At 66.8% G+C, this 15,218-nt stretch carries 17 protein-coding genes and 1 pseudogene; 10 read left to right on the top strand and 8 right to left on the bottom strand.

What is annotated here, in order from left to right:
- Positions 1 to 3: 3 nt before the first annotated feature.
- Positions 4 to 213, bottom strand: a complete 210-nt coding sequence (locus HGG74_RS17880) for a hypothetical protein (protein ID WP_168488566.1) — start codon at positions 211 to 213, stop codon at positions 4 to 6.
- 121 nt (positions 214 to 334) lie between these two features.
- A complete protein-coding gene (locus HGG74_RS17875) occupies positions 335 to 1,858 on the bottom strand; it encodes a SulP family inorganic anion transporter (protein WP_168488564.1) in 1,524 nt (507 codons plus the stop codon).
- A gap of 185 nt (positions 1,859 to 2,043) precedes the next feature.
- Here HGG74_RS17875 and HGG74_RS17870 point away from each other — a divergent pair, with 185 nt between their 5' ends.
- Positions 2,044 to 2,436, top strand: coding sequence for a MerR family transcriptional regulator (locus HGG74_RS17870; protein WP_168488562.1), 393 nt, complete (start codon positions 2,044 to 2,046; stop codon positions 2,434 to 2,436).
- An 8-nt stretch (positions 2,437 to 2,444) separates the two neighbouring features.
- Here HGG74_RS17870 and HGG74_RS17865 read toward each other — a convergent pair whose 3' ends face one another.
- On the bottom strand, positions 2,445 to 2,792 hold the full coding sequence (locus tag HGG74_RS17865; RefSeq protein WP_168488561.1) for a DUF6176 family protein: 348 nt from the start codon (positions 2,790 to 2,792) through the stop codon (positions 2,445 to 2,447).
- 175 nt (positions 2,793 to 2,967) lie between these two features.
- Between HGG74_RS17865 and HGG74_RS22270 the strand changes: the two are divergent.
- The 5 genes and pseudogenes from HGG74_RS22270 to HGG74_RS17845 form a co-directional block, all read left to right on the top strand.
- Positions 2,968 to 3,093: pseudogene (locus HGG74_RS22270) on the top strand (DUF427 domain-containing protein); the annotation flags it as partial.
- Complete coding sequence (locus tag HGG74_RS17860; protein WP_376766158.1) at positions 3,038 to 3,268, top strand: DUF427 domain-containing protein; 231 nt, start codon at positions 3,038 to 3,040, stop codon at positions 3,266 to 3,268. The pseudogene HGG74_RS22270 and the gene HGG74_RS17860, both read left to right, overlap by 56 nt.
- 10 nt (positions 3,269 to 3,278) lie before the next feature.
- The gene (locus HGG74_RS17855) at positions 3,279 to 4,043 is read left to right on the top strand and encodes a lipoate--protein ligase family protein (RefSeq protein ID WP_168488650.1); all 765 of its coding nucleotides are present in this window, start codon (positions 3,279 to 3,281) and stop codon (positions 4,041 to 4,043) included.
- A gap of 267 nt (positions 4,044 to 4,310) precedes the next feature.
- Positions 4,311 to 4,871 carry a uracil-DNA glycosylase family protein gene (locus HGG74_RS17850; RefSeq protein WP_168488559.1) on the top strand — a complete coding sequence of 187 codons (561 nt, stop codon included), beginning with the start codon at positions 4,311 to 4,313 and terminating at the stop codon, positions 4,869 to 4,871.
- A gap of 505 nt (positions 4,872 to 5,376) precedes the next feature.
- Positions 5,377 to 5,817 (top strand): ester cyclase, encoded by a 441-nt coding sequence (locus HGG74_RS17845; protein ID WP_168488558.1) that lies wholly within the window; start codon positions 5,377 to 5,379, stop codon positions 5,815 to 5,817.
- Here the strand turns inward: HGG74_RS17845 and HGG74_RS17840 are convergent.
- The 3 genes from HGG74_RS17840 to HGG74_RS17830 form a co-directional block, all read right to left on the bottom strand.
- Positions 5,814 to 5,903: a DUF4113 domain-containing protein gene (locus HGG74_RS17840; RefSeq protein ID WP_168488556.1), complete on the bottom strand. Its 90-nt coding sequence runs from the start codon at positions 5,901 to 5,903 to the stop codon at positions 5,814 to 5,816. The two genes, HGG74_RS17845 and HGG74_RS17840, sit on opposite strands and share 4 nt — an antisense overlap.
- A gap of 578 nt (positions 5,904 to 6,481) precedes the next feature.
- A complete protein-coding gene (locus HGG74_RS17835; protein ID WP_168488555.1) occupies positions 6,482 to 6,769 on the bottom strand; it encodes a hypothetical protein in 288 nt (95 codons plus the stop codon).
- A 186-nt stretch (positions 6,770 to 6,955) separates the two neighbouring features.
- Positions 6,956 to 7,132, bottom strand: coding sequence for a hypothetical protein (locus tag HGG74_RS17830; RefSeq protein ID WP_168488553.1), 177 nt, complete (start codon positions 7,130 to 7,132; stop codon positions 6,956 to 6,958).
- Between the two features lie 895 nt (positions 7,133 to 8,027).
- Between HGG74_RS17830 and HGG74_RS22185 the strand changes: the two genes are divergently transcribed.
- From HGG74_RS22185 to HGG74_RS17815, 3 genes are read left to right on the top strand one after another with little or no spacing between them, the layout of a single operon-like run.
- Positions 8,028 to 9,548, top strand: coding sequence for a trypsin-like peptidase domain-containing protein (locus HGG74_RS22185; protein WP_205762131.1), 1,521 nt, complete (start codon positions 8,028 to 8,030; stop codon positions 9,546 to 9,548).
- Positions 9,549 to 9,551: 3 nt separating this feature from the next.
- Positions 9,552 to 11,183: a serine/threonine-protein kinase gene (locus tag HGG74_RS17820; protein ID WP_312856891.1), complete on the top strand. Its 1,632-nt coding sequence runs from the start codon at positions 9,552 to 9,554 to the stop codon at positions 11,181 to 11,183.
- A gap of 11 nt (positions 11,184 to 11,194) precedes the next feature.
- A complete protein-coding gene (locus HGG74_RS17815; RefSeq protein ID WP_205762129.1) occupies positions 11,195 to 13,468 on the top strand; it encodes an ATP-binding cassette domain-containing protein in 2,274 nt (757 codons plus the stop codon).
- A gap of 94 nt (positions 13,469 to 13,562) precedes the next feature.
- Here the strand turns inward: HGG74_RS17815 and HGG74_RS17810 are convergent, their stop codons facing one another.
- Entirely contained in the window at positions 13,563 to 13,868 is a 306-nt protein-coding gene (locus tag HGG74_RS17810; RefSeq protein ID WP_168488551.1) for a hypothetical protein, read from the bottom strand.
- A 219-nt stretch (positions 13,869 to 14,087) separates the two neighbouring features.
- Between HGG74_RS17810 and HGG74_RS17805 the strand changes: the two genes are divergently transcribed.
- Entirely contained in the window at positions 14,088 to 14,519 is a 432-nt protein-coding gene (locus HGG74_RS17805) for a DUF4262 domain-containing protein (protein WP_168488550.1), read from the top strand.
- 80 nt (positions 14,520 to 14,599) lie between these two features.
- On the opposite strand, the gene HGG74_RS17800 is transcribed toward HGG74_RS17805, so the two are convergent.
- Positions 14,600 to 15,217 carry an MBL fold metallo-hydrolase gene (locus HGG74_RS17800; protein ID WP_168488548.1) on the bottom strand — a complete coding sequence of 206 codons (618 nt, stop codon included), beginning with the start codon at positions 15,215 to 15,217 and terminating at the stop codon, positions 14,600 to 14,602.
- Between the last annotated feature and the right edge of the window lies 1 nt (position 15,218).

The raw sequence follows: 15,218 nt of genomic DNA, 5'->3' as shown, positions 1-15,218 counted from the left end.
TGATCAGCCGGTGGTTTCTTCGGTGACGCCGAACGGGACGTCCTCGCTGAGTTCGACCGTGAACCGGCCGGGGCCGGTTTTGGTGACCAGGATGCCGTAGCGCCCTTCCCGCCTGGCCAGCTGCTGCAGATCTTCGACCACCGCGTTGAGCAGCTGGTCCGCTTCCTCATTGCTGGCGGCAGTGATTTCCTGACGTTGACGTGTGATAACCATGCGGTCGAGCCTCGCATTAATTGGCGACAATGGTTTCAACCGGGACAACTTTCCCGTCTGCCTTATCGCCAATTTTACTGCTGTTCGCCGATGATGTTCATGGCCAGCCGGATGCGGCGTCTCAGTGGCCGGCGCCAAGTTTTCCGGCCATGCGTTCGCGCATCTTGATGCTGGCGGAGTTCAGGCCGATGATCTGCACCTGCTTGCCGTGGGCGTGGTACTTTTCGGTGATCGCATCCAGCGCCGCGATGGTGGAGGCGTCCCAGAGGTGGGAGGCGTGCATGTCGATGATGACCTTGTCCGGATCGTGCGCGTACTCGAACTGGGTGTAGAGGTCGTTCGAGGAGGCGAAGAACAGCTCGCCGTCCACCACATAGGTGGCCACCTGTTCGCCGTTCAGTTCCCTGACGGTGCGGTCCACGGTCACGAAGTGCGCCACCCGGCGGGCGAAGAGCACCATGGCGGTCAGCACTCCCACCCCGACGCCGATGGCCAGGTTGTGGGTGGCCACGGTGACAATCACGGTGGCGAGCATGACCGTGGTTTCGCTCTTGGGCATCATGGCCAGGGTGGAGGGCTTGATGCTGTGCCAGTCGAAGGTGGCCACGGAGACGAAGATCATCACGGCCACCAGGGCTGCCATGGGGATGACCGCCACGAGATCGCCCAGGACCACGACGAGGATGAGCAGGAAGACGCCGGCCAGGAAGGTGGAGATCCGGGTGCGTGCCCCGGAGGCCTTCACATTGATCATGGTCTGGCCGATCATGGCGCAGCCACCCATGCCGCCAAAGAAGCCGGTGATGATGTTCGCCGCACCCTGGCCCCACGACTCCCGGGTCTTGTTGGACCGGGTGTCGGTGACGTCGTCGACGAGCTTGGCGGTCATCAACGACTCCAGCAGGCCGACGAAGGCCATCGCCAGCGCGTAGGGGAAGATCACCCCGAGGGTGTCGAGGGTGAGCGGCACGGCAGGGAAGAACAGCGAGGGCAGGTTGTTCGGCAATTCGCCCTTGTCCCCGACCGTGGGAACGGCGATGGAAGCCAGGACGGTGATCAGGGTCAGTACCACGATGGCCACCAATGGTGCCGGGACGGCGTTGGTCACCTTGGGCAGGCCGAAGACGATGGCCAGGGCTAGGGCGGTCAGGGGATAGACCAGCCAGGGTACGCCGAGCAGTTCGGGGACCTGGGCCATGAAGATCAGGATCGCCAAAGCATTGACGAAGCCCACCATCACCTGGCGGGGGATGAACCGCATCAGCTTCGCCACGCCGAGCAGGGCCAGGAGGACCTGGAAGACGCCGGCCAGGATGACGGCGGCAATGAGGTAGTCCACCCCATGGCTTCTGACCAGCGGGGCGATGACCAGGGCAACGGCTCCCGTGGCCGCGGAGATCATGGCGGGCCGCCCGCCCAGGAAGGCGATCGAGACGGCCATGGTGAAGGAGGCGAACAGCCCGAGCCGGGGGTCCACGCCGGCGATGATGGAGAAGGCGATGGCCTCGGGGATCAGGGCCAGGGCCACGACCAGCCCGGCCAGGACCTCGGTCTTGAGCAGCCGCGGGGACTTCAGGGTGCGCAGCACCGACTGCCGCTCTTCCGGGGTTATTTCCAACGTCACGCCGGCAGTCTTGGTAGCCAAACGGGGCTCCGTTCACAGGTCATGAAGGCACACCGGCCTTCGGTTGCATAAAATCCGGGGGCGCTACATCGCGCAGGCAAGGCAGAATGCCCCAGGAACGATCAACCGGGGCATGCCGAACGATTACCACTCTAACCTAACGTAAGGGTAGAGTTGCAATCCGGTGTAGGAAGAGAGATTCAACCATGAGTGAACCCGAAGGAACTGCTGTTCAGGCCCGGACCATGCATATTGGTGAACTGGCCGAATTAACCGGGCTCTCGCTGCGGACCATCAGGCACTACGACGAGGTGGGCCTGCTGCCGGCCGCTGCGCGCACCGAAGGCGGCTTCCGCATCTACACGGCCGCGGACCTCGAACGTCTGCTGGTGATCCGGTCCATGAAGCCGCTGGGCTTCACCCTCGAGGAAATGGCCGAACTGCTCGACGTCGTCGACACCCTGGCCGCAGCCGGCGACCACCCGCAGGCACGGGAGCTGCTCAAGGACTACCTCCGCCGCGCCCGGGAAAAGCGGGACAAACTCGCGCTGAACCTCAAGCGCGCCGACGAATTCATCCAAAACCTCGCCGCCACCTGACGGCCGGCTCAGGCCCGCCGGTGGTCCAGATACACGGTCGCCGGCAGTGATCCCTGGAGCATCTCGGGGGTGATGCCGTGCAGTTCGTTGACCTTCTCCCGGAACCAGACGTCGTAGGGCTCCTGGGACGTTGCGAAGTTTTCGGCCACCTTGGCTATGCTCTCGGCCTCCTGGAAGAAGCAGGTGAAGTCTCCCTGCGGAGTCTGCATCAGGCTGGCGACCTCGCGGTTCATGCCGTTGCGCTGGAACGACGCCTCATACTCCTCTTTGCGGGGACCCTTGAGTTCTTCGACGAACTCCTTCCAGGCCTCGACTTTGCCCGGAAGTATCGGCGCGAACCACGTGATGCTTTCCATGCCATTGCCCTTTCCCGCTGGTTCCTGCGGCATGCCCCCGGTCCGCCGGAGGATGCCGTGCCCACAAGGCTCCTCCCGGTGCCGCAGCCCGTCAAGGCAACGGGCCGCCGTCGGACGGGCACCTGCGGACGCCTAAGATACAAGGGGGAAACAGGCATTTTCCGGAGGGAGCAGCATGGTCAGGGCGGTCTGGAACGGCGCCGTCATCGCAGAATCCGACGACACGGTGGTGGTGGAGGGCAACCATTACTTCCCGCGCAGCGCCGTGCAGGAGCAATACCTGGTGCCCAGCAACCACCGGACCGTGTGCGGCTGGAAGGGCATCGCGTCCTACTACACTCTGGTCCTACTACACTCTGGAGGTCGGCGGCGCACGCAACCCGGATGCCGTCTGGTACTACACGGAGCCCTCGCCTGCCGCCGAAAACATCCGCGGCCGGATGGCGTTCTGGCACGGGGTGACCGTTGAGCTCTAAGGCACAGGACCTGCAGGACTCCAGCGGCACAAACGGGCAGCTGACCTGGATCCGGCAGCCGGTCTCCTTCGGACCGGCCGCGGACCTGGGCTACGGGCTGGATATGCTCGCGGCGGCCAGGCAGGGCCGGCTGCAGCCGGTCATGCGGCTGTACCGGCCCGCGCCCACGGTGGCGTTCGGCCAGCGGGACGCGAAGCTGCCCGGGTTTGCCCAAGCTGCGCAGCGCTGCCGCGAACTGGGGTTCGAGCCGCTGGTACGCAAGGCCGGCGGCCGGGCGGCTGCCTACCATGAAGGCTGTCTGGTGCTGGACCATGTGGAGCCGCACGCCGACGCGGTCATGGGGGCCAAGTCCCGGTTCGCCCTGTTCGGGGAGCTGCTGGCCGGGGCGCTGCGGCACACCGGGCTGCTGGCCCAGGTGGGGGAGATCCCGGGGGAGTACTGCCCGGGGGAATTCAGCGTCCACGGCATCCACCCGGCCGACCCGGAGCACAGGATCAAGCTCGTCGGCACGGCCCAGCGGGTGGTCTCCGGAGCCTGGCTGTTCTCCTCCGTCATCGTGGTGCAGGACTCGGCGCCGCTGCGCCAGGTCCTGACCGACAGTTATGCCGCGCTGGGGCTGGACTGGAATCCGGCCACGGCCGGTGCGGCGGACGACTTGCTGCCGGCGCTGGACGTCGACGCTGTGGAGGCGGCCGTCCGCGAGGCTTACGCGGGCTACGCGCAGCTGCAGGAGGTGCCCATGGACGACCTGCTGGGGCAGGTGCCTGCGGCCTAAGCGGCTCTGGCCGCGAGCGTCCGGGATGACGACGCCGGGGCTGCCTTCGGCGGACTTCTGCTAACGTTCGGGCCGCCAGCCTCGATTGCGTATAGTGCTCAACTCCGGGCTGGCGGTAATGACTGCAGCTTGATGTCTCCAACTGAGGCCGGCGGCATCAGTTACATGGTGATGCGCGGCCTGGCGGCGTGATAGATTTCGCGCACGAATTGCAGGTCGTCCTCCCGCTGTTGCTATCGCGACCTCTGGGTTCAAGGAGTTCTGACGATGGATGATGCTTCCGGCCTGATCGGCTACCAGGCGTGGGCTGACTGGATGGGCACCCCCACGCTGACGCTCAGGGACCTGTGGCCTGAGAGCCCTCGGGCGATGATCGTCGGGCTAAACCCTGCTCCGTTAAGCGTTGAGCTTGGCCACTATTACCAAGGCGGCTACGGGCGGATGCAGCTAAACCGCCTGGCAAAGGCGGGGCTATTCGATACGCCTTCGGGGAACCGATTCTTCGAGGAACCAGCACTGGCGTCCGGGGTCGGCTTTACAGACCTTGTGAAACGCCCCGCGTGCAGGGGCGATGCCGTGCGCCCCCGGGAGCAGAGCTATGGACGGGAAGCGGTTCTTGCGGCCTTGAAGGCGCAGAAAGTACCCCTGATCGTCTGCGTGTTCAAGGCACCAGTGAAGCCCCTCCTTAATCAGGAGGGACCGCCTGGTTTGCAGTCCACCCGTACGTCTTGGGGCGGTCTTGTCTTCCGCATGACCGGGCCTACGGAGAGCCGCGAAAAGACGGCCCAGGTGATGGATGAGTTCGAGCAATTACTGCGGCAACTGTGATCCAGGAAATGAACCAGCCCTGTAGGCTGCGCCTGTGCCCAGGGCCGGGGACGAAGGGTTCAGCACGCCGGTCGCCGTGGCGCGGACGTTGGCAGGGGCAGCCGTGTGCGCGGTAGCGCTGGGGCGCGTACGTGGCATAGGGGACCTCGATAACGGCAATCCCTTCATGATGACCTACTGCCCGGATGGTTCCGTGCAGGGCGATGATGTTCACCGGCCTCCGTCGCTGCAAGGTTATGAGAGCAGTGCCAATGTCCGGGTCCCAGAGCCGCACTTTACCGTCGCTGCCGGCGGAGGCCGGCAGCGGGCGGCTGTCCGCGCCGGTGCCGAAGGCCAACGATGCCTCCCGTCCGGAACGGCCGGTGAGAGGAGGCCGGCTGGAAGTTTCGTTGACAGGCACAGGGCCTGGGCGTCTACTTGAAGCGGCGCCGGCCCAAGCAGGGGCCGTGCCAGGGAGCGGCCCGACCGCACTTCAGCAAAGGCCGCCTGACGAAGGGAGGCCACCATGGGAGAGGCACGCGAGGTAATGGACCGTATGACTGCGGCCATGACGTCGAACGACACAGCCGCGCTGGCGGCGTGCTATGCCGAGGACGCCGTAGCAAGTGCACCGGACCAGAGCGAGATCAAGGGGCGCGAGGCGATCAGCAGTTACCTGTCGCAGATGGGGCAGGCATTCCCGGACGCGGCCTACGAGCCAATGGACATGCATGAGGCCGGCAATGTCGCGATCGACGAGGGTTACTTCACCGGGACTAATACAGGCGAGCTGCAGTTGCCCACCGGTGAGATCGTGCCGCCGACGGGCCGGCAGATCCGGCTCAGGACCTGCGACGTGGCCCGCGTCGAAGGCGGTGTGATCACGTCCCACCACTTCTACTGGGACCAGATGGAATTCCTGGAGCAGCTTGGCCTGTTCCCGGAACCGGACCCCAAGACTATCTAGCCAGCCCTGACCACCAGCAGTTCGTCCCATTCGGTGGTGTAACGCGGGGACTGGTGCCGGCGAGCCATGGTCCAGTCCGACTTCACGGCGACCCCGGGGTGCGGCCGGCAGGGTCGCGTTTACGGTCTTCAGGTCGCTTCCCTTTCGGCCCCTGGACCTGATGGGGCTGGCCCGGCATGTCCGGCGAGGCGACGATGGCATTTCTGAGGATTGGCGCGGTGACGGCCGGGGTGGTCTTGGCCCGGGCTGGAGACCGGCAACCGAACCTGGGCAGTGTCCGGGGCCGCGGGCGGCCAGCTTGGCCTGATTGCTGAAGAGGGCTTGGTGGCCGGGAAAGCGCGCCCCGGAGGACGGACAGGGAGACGGGCTGGCACCCGTCCGCATGGTCCCCGAATGGGACCCTTCGGGGCCGGGGTTCGATTCCCGGCAGTGGACAAAGAAGCCCGGAGAGAGCGACTTCCCGGAACCAGCCGACGGGTGGGAAGTGCTTAGCTGACGGTGTGCAGGGTCATCACCGGTTTCGACCGGGCGGGTTCGAGTCCCGATGGCTGCGTCCTTCAACATAACGGAAGCGGCGGAGAGGAAATCCTCCCCGCCGCTTTTCCATGTCCGGGGCCGCATGCAGGCCATGCCATGCCGCGCCCGCCCGGCTAAATGCATACGCTCAATCGTTGAGCTCTCCGGCGACGACTTCGTACTCTTCGACTTCGAGGATCTCCAGCGCCAGAGAGTTGCTGGCCTCGGAGCGGAGTCTGTTCGCCGTCTCCCTGCTTGCGGTCAGGTTTTCCTCTGTGTCGTACAGCGCAATGGACAGGGATTTGCCGTTCCCTTTCCCGTTCATAAAGTAGAATCCCCGGCACCCCGGGATCTCCAGTACCCGCCGGACGAGATCCTGGGTGGGCCCGCCGGCAGTGTCCTGGCTGCCTCGGTAAGTGCTGACTCGAGCGAACATCTTGCCTCCAATGGTCTGCTAGCTGGAACCTGCCTGCCGCTGCCTTATTACAGGAGCTACTACCGGGATGGAATACGTGACGGCCTCGCGGCAAGCTCTGCCGGGTGGTTCGGGCTCCTCCCACCAGTAGGAACCCAGCAGCGCCTACGTGCAATACCAGGACTCGACAATATTGCCATCACTACATCACCGGGAGGCCCACTTGCTGCCGCGCATGAATTGAGTAGGAGATGCTGGGATTATTACCAAGGCCCGAAACTGGGGTGCACCGGTCAGCACGGTGTCCTCGCGCAGGTAGGGCCAGGACACGTTGATGAGGATGGCGCCGTTCTTCAGGTAGTGGCCCGTGTCGATCCGGTACACGCCTTCTGTTCGTGTCCCTGACCTGGACCCCCAAGTGCTGTACCCGTGAACGATGGTGCAATCCTGGACCTTGGTGCCTGGCACCAGCGACACTTGTCTGCCGTGGCTGTGGCCACCTCGGGCACTAACGTCGGCGTAACAGGCCTCCGCCAAGGTGGAGTTGATGCCCTGCGTCCACGTCCGTAACGGACAGCTTCGGCCGGTTTCCCCGCATCAGCAACGCCTATGTCTGCGACCAGGCGATTTTCCCGCTGTCGGTTCCGTTAATCCCGTGCTCACCGGACTCACACTGGCGCACCGACTGGCCGCGCATCTGGCTTAACGCACTCCCAGGCACAGATCTCCCGTTTCGGCCGGGCCGAACTCGATCGGCCATTCTGGTGCAGCCAGCTGATGCAGCAAAACCGGGAGCGGTCGGCAACCTCCCGCACAAGGTCCCCATTCTCGCAGAACTCGTCCGGCAATGGTTCGACCATGGGCCCCGCCAGGAACCCATCAGCAGGTAAATGTAGGTGTACTCTTCGCCGCGTTCCGCCGCAGCGGCCAGGAAATGGAGGCGGCGTAAACGACCGCGGGAGCTTCAGGAACCGCCATGATTTGTCTCTTCGGACCCTGAGATCGAGTCGATGTCTTCCCGCCGCGGATGCGACCTGCTAGCCTCGCCATAAGGGATCAGGGGACCACTTACGACGGGGCAGCAGTGCGGACTGTGCTTGTCAATAGAGAATCCTTGAAATCGTCGGGTGGACGCTTAGGCGACGCGCCCACGTGTGCTTCCTTCCTCCTAATCCTCCTCGGCATCGTCGCCGCGGTAGCGCTGACGGCGGCAAGTACCCCCGTTCCGTCCCCGTCGGGCAGGCTGCACAGCGGCATGGAGGGTGCCAAAGCTGCGCTGGTGCGGATCGAGCTTCGGGCAGTCGCCGAGATTGCGCACATTGACCACACCTCCGGAGAGGTGGAGATCGATCGCGGCCGGTCCACCGTGCCCCTCGGGTCCGCCACCGGCGTTCTGGTCTCCGCGGACGGGATCGTGGCCACCACCTGGGAAAACCTCGCCGTCGACAAGGACGCGGTGGCCGTTTATGCGGCGAACGAGCTGTTCGCCAAGGTGATTCGTGTGCCGGTCCGCAACGGCGGCAACCCTGCCCGGCGGGGGTCTACCCCCGACCGCTATTGGGCCCCGCACTTGAACCACTGCTACGACCAGGTGACGCACTGCGTCCATTTCCGCGTCCCGCAGTACCATGTGCGCACCTACACCTCCGAGCCCGGCGGCGTCATGGCCGAGTTGCTCAACACCCCGTCCAAGCCCCACGACGTCGCGCTACTACGTATTAGTGGCGGCGGTGCCACACCTACAGCATCGCTGTCCGCGACGGACACAGCGCCCGGCGCGGACAGCGTCCTGCTCGGCTTCACGAAGCGGCCGACGCCCGAGGTTGGCCCGGTCGAGATTCCGGTGAAAGTGGACGCGGCGGCCGGCCGGATCAGTTCCCCAAAGAATCTTGCAGCGCCGCTGGATGCCGGTGTCTCCGGCGGACCTGTGCTCGACCGGGCGACAGGCCAGGTCCTCGGCCTTGCCGGGCCGCGCCAACGGGAAGGCCAGGCCACGCTTGTGCCCTCCGCGGCCATCCAGGCGGCCATGGCGGAGGCGGGCGTGGCGGCGACGCCGTCGAAGTTCGACGCCGTGTTCCGCCGGGGCGTCGACCACCTCGCGTCCGGAAACCGGGGCGGTTCGGCGGAAAGCGCGCTCGAGGAGTCCTTGACGTACTACGACTCCGCCTTGGCGGCGAGCCACCTCGAGGAGGCTCGCACGATGAGGGACGGACAATCCGACGGCGGGCCGGCGGACGAGGCGGAAACGGACACGGGGGGCTCGTTGCCGCCCGCGCTCCTGCCGATCCTCATTGGGCTCCTGCTCCTGGCGGGCGTCATCGGGGCCATCGCTCTGCGCCGGCGTAACCGGTCCGTGACCGCTCAAGCGGGTGGCGGCGCTACTACCACGGGCGCGAGCCGCCCGTCTCCAGCTCGCGCGTCGACGGCCCCGGCGAACCGTTCCAAGGCCGACGAGCTGTCCACGCGGGCCGCGTCGACGACGACGGCGGCATGGGTTGACCGGGAGCAGGCAGGCCGCGGGCGGACTGGTTCCAGCCGGACCGAAGCCTCCGAGTACCAAAGCCCCGCCCCGCAGCGTCCCCCCGCACCCGGCAGGCCAGCTGCCGAACCGGCCCCGCCGGTTCCGGACACGAACCTGAACCCGAATCCAGGCCCGGCGGCCGAGGACGACACCCGCACAGCGGTTCCACTGGCACCCCACGACTCCAACAGACAAGCCGTGGCGTTTTGCTCACAGTGCGGCCGGCAGGTTCTGCCGGGAGCACGGTTCTGTGTTGGCTGCGGTCATCGGGTCGGCTGAGCCGTGGCGCAACTGGGGAGCTACCTCAATCCCGGGACCGAGATCGCAGGCTACCGGATCCAGTCACTGATCGCCCGCGGCGGCATGGGCGTCGTCTACCGGGCGCTCGACGTCCAGCTCGGCCGCCCCGTCGCCCTCAAGCTCCTCGCCCCTGAACTCTCGGCCAACGAGAAGTTCCGACTACGGTTCGTCCGGGAGTCCCGGCTCGCAGCCTCCGTGGACCACCCCAACATTCTGCCCGTCTACGGCGCCGGTGAGTGGTCCGGGCAGCTGTACATCGTCATGCGCTACGTGCGCGGTACTGACCTCAAGGCCGAGCTCGACTCACGCGGCCGGCTCCCGCTGGCCGAAGTGCTTCGCATCCTCTCGGACACTGCCGCCGCGCTCGACGCCGCGCACGCGGCCGGGCTTGTCCATCGCGACGTCAAACCAGGCAATATTCTGCTTTCCGACGACCGGGCGGATGGCCACCGGCACGTCTACCTCACCGATTTCGGCCTCACCAAGCGAGCCACATCTGCGACCGGCGTCACGACAGCGGGTCACTTCCTCGGCACTCTGGACTATGTCGCGCCCGAGCAGATCCGCGGCGAGGACGTCGACGGTCGGGCCGACGTGTACGCGCTGGCGTGCGTCGCGTACACGTTGCTCGCCGGTCACCCGCCGTTCGACTACGACGACGACTCCGCCCAGCTCTGGGCCCACATGACCGAGGAGCCGCCACGCCTCGCCGAGGAACGGCCGGAGGTCCCTGCTACTGTCGGGCTCGCCATCCTGGCTGGCATGGCGAAGCAACGGGAGGACCGGCCTGCCTCCTGCGGCGCGCTGGTCGCCATGATGTCCGGCGGCGCGCCCACTGGTGATGGGCTGGCCTGGCCTCCAGAGGATGCGACTGCCGGCACCCGGCCTACCGGGGCCGTATCGGGCCAGGAGGGCGATGACGACGCCCTCACCAAAGCAGGACCACCCGGGCCCGCCCCCAAGAATGGCCGGAGCGGCGGGTCCCTGCGCATGCGGGGCACCCAGGGGCCAGCACGCGTCGGGTTGCTGGCGGCATTGGGCGCCGCGCTCGTCCTGCTCCTCGCCGCTGGCCTGCTGCTCCCGCGGGTGCTCTCCGGGGACGAGCGTGTGACCTTCCGCGCCGACGGCGTCCCGTACACGCTCGAAGTCCCGGAGAGTTGGACCCCCCGCACCCGCGAGGCCGGTGACAGCACCGTCAGTGTGCTGTCCGGCGCTGACCTCACCGCGCTCTTCGCCGACGAGCCGGATGCTCCGGCAGCCGCGGCCCGGACCGCCACCGACGACCCGGACCGCGTCGTCGGGCTCACCATCTACCACCGTCCTGCCGGGCTGAGCGGTCAGTCTCCGGCCGCCCGGGTCGGCACCGCCGAGGCCCTTTTGCCCGGCCGGGACGCGCACCTGGTGGATCGCGGTGCGACCACCGTCGGGGAGGTCGAGGGCCAGGCCATGGAAGGCACGATGCCTCTCTCGTCCGCTGTCACGCTGCAGGTCCGTGCCCTCGTCGTGGAGACCGAGCCGGTTCAGCTCCTGGTGTTCTTCGCCCCCTCGTCACTGTTCGAGGAGCGCACCGAGGTCTTCAGCGAGGTCGCCGGATCCCTGCGCCGGACGGAGTGAGAGGTACTCCCATGCCCGAACACCTGCCGTCCCCGGACGAAACGATGCTGTACGTGCACGTGGACGGGCGCGGCTGGACCTTTCCGCCTGCACGGACGATCTGGGTGGGTCGGGATCCGCGCGCGGACATTCGCCTCGACGACGAGCGTGTCAGCCGCGAGCATGTCCGCCTCTGGCACCGCGACGGCGCGTGGTGGGTCGCCGACCAGGCCAGCCGCAACGGCACCTGGGTCGTAGGGACGGACCAGGCGATCGACGGGCCTGTGCCAGTGCCACTACTCTCCGGCAGCCTCCGCCTCCGTCTTGGCGGCCTGGACGGACCCGAGCTGCTCCTCAGCACCGAACCACCCCGGCAGCCCGCGACACAGCGTGTACTCACCATTGGGCGCTCGCGGTCGTGCGACGTCGTCGTGAACGACCCGCTCGCCTCCCGTCACCATGCCACCGCCGAGATCGGCGAACAACACGCCGTCCTGCGCGATGCCGGCAGCTTCAACGGCACCTTTCTCAATGGCGATCGCGTCCACGGCGACGCGCCTCTCCGCCCTGGTGACCTCATCGGGATTGGGTCGACTACCCTGACCTGGGACGGCGCCCACCTGGCCATGCGAGCGCCTCAGCGTCCCGTGTTCAGTGCCCGGCACCTGGAGGTCACCACCAAAACCGGCGCACACCTGATGGATGACGTGTCGATTACCGTTCCGGCCGGCACGCTGGTAGGAGTCATTGGGCCGTCCGGCGCGGGGAAGTCGACGCTCCTGGGGGCCCTCACCGGCCTGCGCCCAGCCACCCGCGGGCACGTCACCTGGAACGGGCGGGACCTCTACGCCGAGTACGCCCAGCTTCGGTTCTTGGTGGGACTCGTGCCGCAGGAAGACATCCTCCACCGCCAGCTCACCGTCCGGCGAGCGCTCCAATTTGCCGCCCGGCTGCGCCTGCCACCGGACACAAGCGCCGCCGAGCGGGACGAGCGAGTGAACCAGGTCCTCGCCGAGGTCGACCTGACGAAGCAGATCGACCAGCGGATCGACTCGCTCTCCGGCGGGCAGCGCAAGCGGACCTCGATCGCGTTGGAACTGCTCACCGCACCCCAGTTGCTGTTCCTGGACGAGCCGACCTCCGGGCTCGACCCCGGACTGGACAAGCAGGTCATGGGCAGCCTGCGCTCGCTCGCAGACGCCGGCCGCGTCGTGTTGGTAGTCACCCATAGTGTCCTTGCCCTGGACGAGTGCGACCGCGTGCTCGTCCTGGCCCGCGGCGGACGGGTGGCGTTCTTCGGACCGCCCGCGGACGTGCTCCCCTTCTTTGGGGTGGACAATTACCCGGCAGCGTTTGCCGCGCTCGAGGACCAGACATGGGTGGGCCGGTATGCTCGTTCGCCCGCCCGGGACGCCTACGTGGGACGGACAGCATCCGCCGAGGTGCCGGTCCCGGCGGCCGATGCACCCCCGCCGCCGCGTGCGGCCCCGGTACGCCAGCTGTGGACGTTGATCCAGCGTAACGTCGCCGTCGTCGCCGCGGACCGGCTTTTCGTTGTTCTCCTCGTCGGCATGCCCATGTTGCTCGCGCTGATGGCACATGCCTTTCCCGGAAGGGCGGGGTTGTCACTGCGGGAAGCCCAAGGCGATCTCCACCAGGTCCAGCAGCGGCTGGTCGTCCTCGTGGTCGGCGCCGCGCTCATGGGCACGGCCCTCTCCGTGCGTGAACTGGTCGTGGAACGGCCGATCTACCGGCGGGAACGGGCCGTCGGCCTTTCCCCGGGGGCGTACCTGCTGAGTAAGGTCGTGGTGCTCGGCGTGCTGGTTGCCTGCCAGTGCGTACTGTTCACCATGCTCGCGCTCCTTGGCCTTCCGGGGCCGGACGAGGCCCGGGTACTGGGCAACGGACGCGTGGAGGTCGCGGTGGCGGTGGCGGCGGTCGGAGTCACGATGACTGTCGCCGCGCTCGTGATTTCGGCCGCGGCGACGTCGACGGAGCAGACCATGCCCGCGCTCGTCGCCTTGGTAATGGCCCAGCTCATCCTGTGCGGCGGGCTTTTCGAGATCGCGGGACGCACCGGTCTCGAGCAGGCGTCATGGCTGCTTCCCGCGCGCTTCGGCTATGCCGCAACAGCGGTCACCGTGGGACTTCAGGAACCTCCCGCGCCGGAAGTCGACCCGCTCTTCGAGCCGACCGCCGAGCAGTGGCTCGTGGACCTCGGGCTACTCGGTGTCCAGGCCCTGGTGTTCCTCGCGCTCGCGGCCTGGGCGCTGCACCGCTCCGTGACCCGGCAGCCGTGGCGGTGAAGTTAGGACGTCCTCTCCGCCCTACCGCAGCGTAGAAGATGCCCCGGGGCACCATCACCCCGGGGCATCTTCTCGGCGTCTTGCTCTTTGTTTGCTACTCCTCGTTCTGCCTAATGATGATAGGAACGTGGTTATCCACTTTGCAGACGGTGTCCTGTGTTCCGGTAGCGTCAACCTCCTGAGCGAGAAGGATGACCGGGCCGACATTGAGGCCACAAATCTGCGCGACGACATTGGCTGCCACGGCAATCCTGACGTCTTGGAGGATCGTCACGTCCCCGACATTCACATTGACGAGACCGTCCTGGACGACTTGTGCATTGGCCGGTGCGGCACCGGCAGCGAACATGAGGGGTCCGGCGAGTACAGCTCCTGCGACAGCTTTCTTGGTGGTTTTCATCCGACCTACTCCTAACGCTAGTGATGCAACTATGAGCTGCGCATTAAACGTTTCCGGTACAGACTTTCCCGCATTCGCTGCAGCAGGCCCCACATAATCCACACTCGGCTCACCCGCGGTATCCTCCGTTGGCAGCAACGGCCACGCTGAACGCACATCTTCCCCAGTGCTCTGCAGGAGGCATCGTGCGATATGTGTGGCGGACTGTCCCGGAGGCAGATGGTCGAAAAGACCAAGCTGACCATCGCTAGGTACGGCTGGCAGCTGACCATGGTCGAGGGCGGCTTGTTCGGCCCCGGCTTCGGCTACACCGCCGGGCTGACCGAACGCCGGCATCCGGAACTGCTGGTGACCGGCCGGGACACGCAGCAAACGGCCGGGATCCTGCACGAACTGGTTGGCATAGTGCTTGGCCGCGGGCATGTGCTCACGGCCGGCATGGAGCTGCCGCTGCACACCCGGGAGGTCTACCTGGCGCCGCTGGCGGATCCCGCCCCCGTGCTGGCATTGGCGGCGCGTATCTACCGGCATCGGCTGCGGGCGCTGCAGGCCGTCTGGGTGGACGACGACGGCCTGCTGCCGTGGGAGCAGCAGGTCTCGGACGCGCGGGCCCAGCCGTTGTACGGCGCCCCGCCGGGGCCGGAGCCATAGGCAGGCCAACCGGCGGCCGGACGGAAAACGCCCTTCCCCGGGCGGGGAAGGGCGTTTTCGGGAGAGCCGGCCGGCTGCGGTCAGTGGCCGCGGGCGATCCATTCGTCCAGGTGCGGAGCCTCGGCGCCAATGGTGGTTGAGTCGCCGTGGCCGGTGTTCACCGTGGTGTCCTCCGGCAGGGTCAGCAGGCGGGTCTTAATGGATTCGATGATGGTGCCGAAGTCGCTGTAGGAGCGTCCGGTCGCGCCGGGGCCGCCGTTGAACAGCGTGTCTCCGGAAAACACGGTGCTCAGCGCCGGGGCGTAGAACACCGTGGAGCCGGGGGAGTGGCCCGGGGTGTGCAGCGCCTGCAGCACGGTGCCGCCGACTTCGAAGGTGTCCCCGTCGGCGATCTCGGCGTCCGGTGCCTGGTCCGGGAAGACCGCGTCCCAGAGCATCCTGTCGGCCGGGTTCAGGTACACCGGCGCGCCGGTCAGCTCGCGGAACTGGCCCGCGTAGCGGATGTGGTCATCGTGCCCGTGGGTGAGCAGGATGGCCTTGACCTTGCGCCCGCCCACCTTGTCGGCGATCGCGGCCGGATCATGGGCCGGATCGATGACGAAGACCTCGGACTCGTCGCCGACGATCCAGACGTTGTTGTCCACATCCCAGGTGCCCCCGTCGAGGGAGAACGTGCCGGAGGTGACGATCTTTTCGATA

The sequence above is a fragment of the Arthrobacter mobilis genome (genome assembly GCF_012395835.1).
GTDB lineage: Bacteria > Actinomycetota > Actinomycetes > Actinomycetales > Micrococcaceae > Crystallibacter > Crystallibacter mobilis.
The sequence above is the reverse complement of the archived record's forward strand: the minus strand, read 5'-3'. Positions and strand labels throughout refer to the sequence as shown.